The organism is Pseudoxanthomonas mexicana, from assembly GCF_001556105.1.
GTDB lineage: Bacteria > Pseudomonadota > Gammaproteobacteria > Xanthomonadales > Xanthomonadaceae > Pseudoxanthomonas_A > Pseudoxanthomonas_A mexicana_A.
This window is the reverse complement of sequence record NZ_LSIF01000014.1, coordinates 1-9,242: the sequence shown is the minus strand read 5'-3', so window position 1 is coordinate 9,242 and position 9,242 is coordinate 1. Positions and strand designations below refer to the sequence as shown.

Here is a 9,242-nt window from a genome sequence, read left to right as displayed (position 1 = left end):
GGTTGGGGAATTGGACTCCAAACCGGCGTGCTACTCAAAAGCGGGGGGACGTCGGCATGGGCTCAGTCCCGCAGGGCGGGCATTGGTGGCCGATGCGAACAGGCTGGGCATCGTGCTGGATGCGTCGCACGCCAGCGATGACGTTTTCGATCAGGTCCTCGCGCTGTCACGTGGGCCCATCGTGCTGTCGCATACGAGTGCGGACGCCATCTATGACCACCCTCGCAATATCGACGATGCAAGACTCCGCGCCCTTGCAGCAAAAGGTGGCGTCATCCACGTGAACGCATTCGGGGGATATCTCGTCCAAGTTCCGAAGATTCCTGCGCAGGAAGCCGAGATGGATGCGCTGGAAGAGAAGTACGGTCCCGAGGGCCGATTGGCGCTCGGGACCGTGCCCGACTACCTGAAGGAGCGGCGCGCGATCGAGCTGCGCTACCCGATGAAGCGAGCGACGTTCGATGACTACATGAAACACATGCTTCATATCCTGAAGGTAGCAGGGGTCGATCATGTCGGCATTGGCGCTGATTGGGACGGGGGCGGCGGCGTGGTGGGCATGGAGGACGTTTCTGCCCTGCCGCGGATTACCGAAGCCCTGCTGGCCGCGGGATATTCAGAAGATGATGTCGGCAAGATATGGAGCGGTAACCTGCTGCGTGTGATGAGGCAGGTCGAGGCCGCCAGATCGGATTGAATGCTTCTGGGCAGAATCACAATCGCTGTAGCGTGCATTCTGTAAAAGGACGACGGATCTTCACGCCGCGATGTAGCGCTGCGCCGCATGGTTGGGAATGTGTCATCAGAAGGGTGATTGCCATGGAAGAATCCATCACGCCGCGACGCTTTGCCGCCGAATTCCCCAGTGACGTGCCCAGGCACTGGCTGCCCGGCAATGAAGTGATCTCATCGCTGCTCAATGCCTATACGATCTTGGTGCCCGCCAATGAAGCGTTCTACATCCGCACGCTCAACACCTGCCTGCCACGTGTGGCAGATGAGGAACTGAGGCGCCGCTGCCAGGCTTTCATTCGCCAGGAGGCGCAGCACGGGGTGGCGCATAAACGTTACTGGGGTAACCTTGATATGCAGGGGTACGCTTTTCGCGGTCTGGAGCGCGCAATTGATCATGGCATTTTCAGGGCCATGGATCGCGTTGCGCCGCTATGGTTGCGTGCTTCGTTGGTGAGTTGCGTCGAACACATCAATGCATACCTTGGCTACGAGTTCCTTAGTCAATCGATCCTTGCCGAAGCGGACCCCCGGTTGCGAAGCCTGATGGAGTGGCACTTCGCCGAGGAGATCGAGCACCGCGCGGTGGCGTTTGATCTTCTGCAGGCCATATCGCCCGGTTACGTCGTGCGCTTGCTTGGGGCGGCCACGACAGCCTCGCTGTTCTACCTGTTGATGACCGGGGTGACGGTGTGGCTGTTGGCGCAGGATCGCGTGTTGTGGAGGAGGTCGACGCTGCGTCAGGCGGTCTACCATCTCGGTGTGGGACATCGAATGGCGCGAAGGACCCTGCGGCACCTCTTCAACTATCTGCGCCCGGACTTCCACCCCACTCACCTTGCCGGAGCAGACGCCCTCGCCATTCGGGTGCTCGCGGAGCAGGAGGACGAACGGCCAGCGGTTGTTGTTCCGATGTCGTCTCGAACCTGAACGCACACTCTTCCACTTTGTCGCTAGTTGCACGAAGGGGATGTGGTGCAGGCGTCGGCAGTGGCAAGTTGTTGATTTTAAAAGATGGGCGCCACTCAGGCACAAGCGCTGCCATCGTTGCAGCGTTGGGACGATGCGGAACTTCCGCGGCGGTTAGCAGTCGAACCCCCCGACTGCTAACATCCTTGCCCATGAGCCAGAACACTCCCACTACCGCTTTGGTCACCAGCAACCTGCCGATCCCGAGTGCCTTGGGTTCGCTGGATGCCTACATCAGCGCCGTGCACCAGATCCAGGTACTTTCGGTCGAAGACGAGCGTGCGCTTGCCAACCGCTACCGCGAGGACGAAGACCTCGACGCTGCGCGCGAACTGGTGCATTCGCACCTTCGGTTCGTCGTGCACGTAGCGCGGGGCTACAACGGCTACGGCCTGCCGCTGGGCGACCTGATCCAGGAAGGCAACATCGGCCTGATGAAGGCGGTGAAGCGCTTTGACCCGGACATGGGCGTGCGCCTGGTGAGCTTTGCGGTGCACTGGATCCGTGCCGAGATGCACGAGTTCATCCTGAAGAACTGGCGCATCGTGAAGGTCGCCACGACCAAGGCGCAGCGCAAGTTGTTCTTCAACCTACGCAAGTCGAAGACACGTCTTGGCTGGATGAATGCCGAAGAAGTCCGCGTCATCGCCAAGGACCTCAACGTGTCCGAGCGCGAGGTGCTGGAGATGGAGGCACGCCTGTCTGGTCGTGACATCGGTTTCGATGCGCCGGCCGACGAGGACGAGGAGCACGCACCGCCGTCGCCCGCCAGTTATCTGGTCGCGCGTGACGAGGATCCGTCGCAGGCTTACGAACGTGCGGACAGCGAAGACAACCAGCTGGGATTGTTGCGGGAAGGTCTGGCGGATCTCGACGAGCGCTCGCGCGATATCATCAAGCGTCGCTGGCTGGATGGCGAAAGCAAGATCACGCTGCAGGAACTGGCTGACGAATACGGCATTTCAGCCGAGCGCGTGCGTCAGGTCGAGGCCAACGCACTGAAGAAAATGAAGGCGCTGTTTGCTGCCTGATTCATTCTTGATGTGTGAGTAGAAGGAGGCCCGGTGACGGGCCTCTTTCTTTTCTCCGGATGCATCGTTTGCGTGAAGTGTGATCCACTACGCAATGATCCGGATCGGTCGCAAACACAGGGAGCAACACATGGCGCGGGCAAGGCAGGGGTGGTTGGGCTTGGGTTTCAGTGCGGTGGCATGCGCGTTGATCGCATCCGCGGGTATCGGCACGGCGTGGGCAGCGAGCGACACCAACACCAAATCGACCAGCGAACAAGGTGGCGTTCGCTTCGGAATCGATCGCGAGGAATACGACGCGCAGGCACGCGCCGCCATGCAGGGCGATCCCGTCGTGTCCAAGCATCTCGGCGCGATTCGCAAGGTAACGCTGGATGACGCCGCAAGCATGGATGAGCCGGGGCCCGACGTGCTGGTTTTCGATGTCGAAGGCAGTCGCGGCGAGGGGCGCGTCAGCGCGCGCTTCATCACCGTCAGTGCCACGCAGGAGGCCCTTGGGCCGGGCACGCTGGTGATGGCCGATGGCACCGAATATGCCATCGAGGGCGATGCCGACGCGTTGGCCGCGGAGAACCAGGATCATCGGCATGACGCGGATGAGGCGATCGAGCAGGGCAGGGATATCTTCACCCGCCAAGCGCAGGAAGCAGCGCAACGCTATTCGCTGGTCCGCCAGTACATCGGCAAGATCGCCACGTTCGAGATCGACACCGAAGCCACTGGCGCGGCACCCGGCATGAACACGTTCGTCTTCGACCTGGCGGGCGACAAGGGCCGCGGAAGGATTGAGGCCGACTTCATCACCGTCAGTGCCGATACCGAACGTTTGGGCAAGGGGGTGCTGACGCTCGAGGACGGGCGGCGACTGCCCTTCGAGGGTGAGCCGCGTGGCGCCAACGAACCGGACGCAGCCGCCGACGACGAAAGCCTGTCCGGTGGCATGCAGGACAACATCTTCACGCGACAGGCCCGTGAGGCCGTGCAGCGCTATCCGCTGGTGCAGCAGCACATCGGCACGCTGAATGCGTTCGAGATCGACATGGTGGCGAGCGGTGAGGCGGAGGGCGTGGATGCATTCGTGTTCGACTTGGCCGGAGACAAGGGGCGTGGTCGCATCCTCGCGGATTTCATCACCGTCGACGCCGACACCGAGCGCCTGGGCAGCGGCGTGCTGGCGCTGGCTGACGGTCGCGAGATCGCATTCGATGGCGAGGCGCCGAGGGAAGGCGAACTCGCGTCCCCCCGCGTCGACTCAGACCGTGGCGAAGTTCCCGATACCTTCGCGCGACAGGACGGGATCTTCGTACTGCAAGCCAACGCCGCCATGCAGGCGAATCCCGTGGTGCGACGCTACGTCGGGGACATCCGCGAGGCGGTCTTCGATCGCGACGCGTCGTGGTCGGCGGAAGGCGAGCGTTATGTCTTCGATCTGAAGGGAAGCAAGGGCCAGGCACGATTGGAAGCCGAATTCATCACCGTGGACGCCGACAACGAGCGCATCGGCGAAGGCGAGCTGGTCATGGCGGATGGCAAGCGCTATCCGCTGGACGGTAAGTAAGCCGAGCAAGAGCCGGATAGCGCCGCGCTCTGGGCGGCATGGTCATGGCATCACGTCCTCGGAGTGATGCCATGTCGTTCGTGATCCGCGGGTTGTCGCCCGAACCGTTTCGTCTTCTGTTCGCTGTGGATGATGCCACGGTGGCCGCAAGGAACATCCGACGCGTCGTCCGGACAACGACCGGGGATTCCCCTGCCGCGTCACGCTGCAGGATGCACGGCAGGGCGAACCCTGTTGCTGCTCCCTTACTTGCACCATGACGTCGCCGGTCCGTACCGCGCGAGTGGCCCGGTCTATGTGCGCGAGTCCGCCAGGCAACTGCCGGCAGTGGAGTTCAAGGACGCGCTGCCGCTTTCGTTTCCTGCACGCCTGCTGTCGTTGCGTGCTTACGACGTCGACGGCTTGATGCGGGAGGCCGATGTCGTCGAGGGTGTCGACGCACTACCGCGCCTGCAGCACCTGCTCGATGCGCCGGACGTTGCATATCCACACGTGCACAACACTCGGCCCGGTTGCTATGCCTGTCGCGCCGCCCCAGCCTGATCGTCGTCGGTGCCGAGAATGATCCGCGCGCCGCGCTGGTAGCTCCAGTACGCCCAGCACCAGTTCAGCAGCACGACCAGGCGGTTGCGGAATCCGATCAGGAAGAACACATGCGCGGTCAGCCAGAACCACCACGCCAGCAGGCCGGAGAACTTGAGCCTGCCGAAATCCACGACGGCAGCCATGCGGCCGATGGTCGCGAGATTGCCGTAGTCCTGGTAGCGGAACGCAGCGGGCGATGCGCCGCCAACCAAGCGCGCGCGCAACACCTGCGCCACGTGCCGGCCCATCTGCTTGGCGGCGGGCGCGACGCCGGGCACCGGTCGGCCGTCCGCGGTCACGGCGGCGAGATCGCCGGCGATGAAGATGTCGGGATGTCCCGGTACGCTGAGATCGGGTTGTACCAGCACGCGTCCCGCGCGATCCAGCGGGACGCCCAGCGAACGCGCCAGCGGTGACGCCGCCACGCCCGCAGCCCACACGACCGTCTTCGCCGGCACGAAGGTATCGCTCAACCGGTAACCGTCATCGTTGATGTCGCTGACCGGCGTGCCGGTGACGACCTCCACGCCCAGCTTCTCCAACTGGCGACGGGCTTTTTCGGACAGCGCTTCGGGGAACGAGGCCAGCACGCGCGGTCCGGCTTCCACCAGGCGCACGCGTGCCTGCGAGGGATCGATGCGACGGAATTCGTTCTTCAGCGTGTGCCGCGCGATTTCGGCCAGCGTACCCGCCAGTTCGACGCCGGTCGGCCCACCGCCGACGATGGCGAAGCTCAGCCAGGCGGCGCGCTTCGCCGGATCGCTTTCCGCCTCGGCGCGTTCGAAGGCGAGCAGCAGGTGCCGGCGCAATTGCAGGGCGTCGTCGAGCGTCTTCAGTCCCGGTGCGTGCTTCGCCCATTCGTCGTGGCCGAAGTACGCGTGCGTGGCGCCGGTCGCGAGCAGCAGGTAGTCGAAGGCAAGCGTGCTGCCGTCGGCGAACATGACCTGCTTCTCCTGCGGCGCGATCGACGCGACCTCGGCCAGCCGCACTTCCACGTTCTCCTGCTTTCGCAGGATGTGGCGCAATGGCGCGGCGATGTCGGGCGCCGACAGGCCGGCGGTGGCCACTTGGTACAGCAGCGGCTGGAACAGGTGGTGGTTGTGCCGGTCGATCAGGGTGATGCGGACCGGTGCGTTCGCCAGGGCGCGCGTGGCCCAGAGGCCACCGAAACCGCCGCCGACGATGACGATGTGGGGACGTGCTGCCTGCATTGCACTTCCTGCAGCCACGGGTTGCGTGGCATCTCGGAAGCGATTCTCGCATGTGCCGCGTGTAGTCGGCCTGGTCGAATGCGGAAGAGCGCCGACACGCGCGGCGCCCGCGTTGGTGCTTCCCGGTGGAGCACGTCCGCCGCCGGCGGGTGGTCGATGAACACATGCGACGTTAGACTGGATGCAACGCCACACGACGGGAACGTATGGAGACGCTGCCGATCGCCCTGTCGGACGTGCTGATCGTTGAGGACAACCTGCATGCCGGGGAACGCCTGCGGGGATTGGTGGCAGGCATGGCCAACGAGGCACGGATCGATGTGGTCGATACGCTCGGTGCCGCACGTTCGCGGTTGCATGCGCACGCGTATACCTTGGCGCTGGTCGACATGTATCTGCCCGATGGCGATGGCAACACGCTGATCGGATGGATGCAGTCGAATGCCCCCGGTGTCGCGACGGTGATCGTTTCGTCGTTTGCGGAAGAGGAAAGCGTGTTGGCAGCCTTGCGCTCCGGCGCCATCGGCTATCTTCTGAAAGAGCGTGACGATGAGGAACTGGAGGTCTCGCTGAAGAGCCTGCAGCGCGGTGGGGCTCCGATCGATCCCTCCATTGCGCGGCGCATCCTGGCACTGTTGCCTGCTGGCTTGGACGCGTCGGTGCCGTCGGCCGACCGGCCTGCGCTATCGCCGCGCGAGCGGGAGATCGTCCAGATGGTGGCGCAGGGGTTCAGCAATCGCGAGATTGCTGATCTCGTCTCGCTATCGCGGTTGACGATCGAAAGTCATGTCAAGAACATCTACCGCAAGCTGGCGGTCGGCTCGCGTACCGAGGCGGTCTACGAAGCGCGGGCGCGAGGTCTGTTGAAGTGAGGCGTGTTGGTCACTGCCTGATCATCCTGATGGCGCTGTTCTTCGCGCTGCCCGGTACTGCGCAGGAAGTATTGCGCATCGACCACGCGGAGGCCGTGCGCGCTGACTGGTCTGCGGAAATGCCTCCGGAGCAGGGCTGGGAGTCTGTCGCCCTGCGCGACCTGTGGGAAACACGTTGGCCCGATCACGATGGCGTGGTCTGGTATCGCGTGCGCTGGCAGCAGTCCGATGCGTCCAGGCCGGTGGGGCTGCTGCTCGACTACACCTGCCTCGCGGCCGCGGTGTTCCTCAATGGCCAGCCGATCGACCGGGACGTCTCGCTGGTGGAGCCGTTGTCGCGCAAGTGGCACGTACCGCGCTACTACATGGTGCCGCCGGCGCTGCTGCGCGAAGGACAGAACGAACTGCTCGTCCGGGTCTCCGGCCTGGTCGCCTATCAGCCCGCATTCGGTACCGTCAGCGTGGGCGATCCCCTCGTCCTGCGCGGCCAGTACGAGCGGGAGCGCTTCGCCCGCCGCGACATGCAGATCTTCGACGCCGCCGTGGGATTGGTACTGGCGGCGATGATCGGCATCTTCTGGTTGCTACGGCCCCAGGACACGTTGTACGGCTGGTACGCACTGAGTGCGGTTTTCGGCAGGCTGTACGACTGGAACTTCATCGCCAGCAGCCCGTGGCCGTTCCGCACCACGGACGGCTGGCAGGCGTTCATCGCCGCGGTCTTCGTGGCCTCCGCCGCCACGCACACGATCTTCCTGCTGCGTTTCTCGGAGCGGCGATGGCCGCGCTTCGAGCGTGCGCTGCTGGCGTTGGCGGGCGTGGTCATGGTGCTCGCGCTGCTGCTCCCGCACGGGATGGGGCCGCTGCGCAACCTGTACGTGACCCCCACCATCCTGTTCCTGTACGTGGTCAGCGCGGTCTTCGTCGTCTTCGCGGTGCGCAGCGGCCGGCGCGACTATCAGGTGCTGGCGGCCTGCATCAGCGTGCCGCTGCTGGTGTCGCTGCACGATCTGGGCGTGTACATGGGCTGGTACGGCGGGGTGAGCTACCTGGGGTCGTTCACGTCGCCGGTCATGCTGTTGGGCATGGGGTTCGTGCTGGCCTACCGCTTCGCGCAGACCATGAAGCGGGTGGAAGGCTTCAATAGCGAACTGCAGCGCGAGGTACAGGCGGCCACCGGCACGCTGGCCGACACGCTCAACAAGCAGCACGCCCTGGCGCTGGCGCACAGCCGTGCGGGCGAGCGCCTGCAACTGGTCCGCGACCTGCATGATGGTTTCGGCGGCACGCTGGTCGGCGCGATTACCCGGCTGCAGCAGGCCCCGGACGAGACGTCCAGGGCCGAGATCGTGGCCCTGCTGAAAGACATGCGCGACGACCTGCGGCTGGTGATCGATACCACTGCGCAGGAACAGGCCGACCTGGCCACGCTGATCGCCCCGTTGCGCCACCGTGCGAGCCGCCTGCTGGAGGCCGCGGACATCGATGCGTACTGGCAGGTGCACGGGTTGGAGGGCCTGCAACTGGGGCCCGGCCGCAGTCTCGACCTGCTGCGATTGTTGCAGGAGGCGCTGACGAACGTGTTCAAGCACAGTCGTGCCTCGCGGGTCGACGTCCATCTTCGCCGTACCGGGGATCGTCTGGAGTTGCGCGTGCACGACGATGGTGTCGGTCTTTCGGGAATGGCGTCCACGGCCGGGCAGGCCCGCGTCGGGGGTGCCGGCATGGCGAGCATGCGTCACCGCGCCCAGCGGCTCGGGGCGGAACTGCGCATCACGGGCGTTTCCGACGGCAAAGGCACCGCCCTGGAACTGGATCTGCCGCTGGCGGCCTGAGCCACTGTCCCGATGATGGTGGTGCCATCGCGCTCTACCTGATTTCAGGGATACCCCGGACGGAATACGGCACCTACCGTGTGCGCCATCGTCGCCGGTGGGTGGCTGCGCCGTGGGCGCGGCAGCCGGCGGCATGCCACAGGGGGCATCGCCATGCGCACAAGTATTCGCACCACCACCACATTCCGCCGCACCATCCTGTCGCTGGCGGTCAGCGGCTGTTTTCTGCTGCTGGCGGCGCCGGCCTGGGCGCAATCGACCGGTGTAGAGATCGGCGGCGGCGGCGGCGGCGGCACTGGCGGCGCGGGCACCACGGCAGGGGCTGGTGGCGCGCCAGGTGCTTCAGGGGGCGCAGGGTACGGTGCCGATGGAACGCCCGCTGGCGGCAGCCCGGGTGCCGGCGGCCAGGGTTACCCCGCCCAAACCTTCTCCGGCGGTGGCGGCGGGGG

General features: G+C 64.9%; 9 protein-coding genes. 8 read left to right on the top strand and 1 reads right to left on the bottom strand.

Features of this window, described 5'->3' with window-relative positions; translation table 11 throughout:
* The 5 genes from AX730_RS01890 to AX730_RS01870 all read left to right on the top strand — a co-directional run.
* Positions 1-697: dipeptidase (locus tag AX730_RS01890; RefSeq protein WP_198146972.1), on the top strand; the 697-nt coding region annotated here is incomplete at its 5' end.
* Between the two features lie 122 nt (positions 698-819).
* Positions 820-1,662 (top strand): metal-dependent hydrolase, encoded by an 843-nt coding sequence (locus tag AX730_RS01885; protein WP_062351110.1) that lies wholly within the window; start codon positions 820-822, stop codon positions 1,660-1,662.
* A gap of 191 nt (positions 1,663-1,853) precedes the next feature.
* Positions 1,854-2,732: an RNA polymerase sigma factor RpoH gene (gene rpoH, locus AX730_RS01880; RefSeq protein WP_062351108.1), complete on the top strand. Its 879-nt coding sequence runs from the start codon at positions 1,854-1,856 to the stop codon at positions 2,730-2,732.
* Between the two features lie 130 nt (positions 2,733-2,862).
* Entirely contained in the window at positions 2,863-4,290 is a 1,428-nt protein-coding gene (locus AX730_RS01875) for a hypothetical protein (RefSeq protein ID WP_157074047.1), read from the top strand.
* 234 nt (positions 4,291-4,524) lie between these two features.
* Positions 4,525-4,833 carry a DUF1203 domain-containing protein gene (locus tag AX730_RS01870; protein WP_198146970.1) on the top strand — a complete coding sequence of 103 codons (309 nt, stop codon included), beginning with the start codon at positions 4,525-4,527 and terminating at the stop codon, positions 4,831-4,833.
* On the opposite strand, the gene AX730_RS01865 is transcribed toward AX730_RS01870, so the two are convergent.
* A complete protein-coding gene (locus AX730_RS01865; protein WP_062351099.1) occupies positions 4,806-6,086 on the bottom strand; it encodes an NAD(P)/FAD-dependent oxidoreductase in 1,281 nt (426 codons plus the stop codon). The genes AX730_RS01870 and AX730_RS01865 overlap by 28 nt on opposite strands.
* Before the next feature lie 206 nt (positions 6,087-6,292).
* On the opposite strand from AX730_RS01865, the gene AX730_RS01860 reads away from it, so the two are divergent.
* From AX730_RS01860 to AX730_RS01850, 3 genes are all read left to right on the top strand, one after another.
* Complete coding sequence (locus tag AX730_RS01860) at positions 6,293-6,958, top strand: response regulator transcription factor (protein WP_062351097.1); 666 nt, start codon at positions 6,293-6,295, stop codon at positions 6,956-6,958.
* Positions 6,959-6,987: 29 nt separating this feature from the next.
* Positions 6,988-8,793 (top strand): sensor histidine kinase, encoded by a 1,806-nt coding sequence (locus AX730_RS01855; RefSeq protein WP_083537640.1) that lies wholly within the window; start codon positions 6,988-6,990, stop codon positions 8,791-8,793.
* 153 nt (positions 8,794-8,946) lie between these two features.
* The coding region (locus AX730_RS01850) for a hypothetical protein (RefSeq protein WP_198146968.1) at positions 8,947-9,242 on the top strand (296 nt) is incomplete at its 3' end.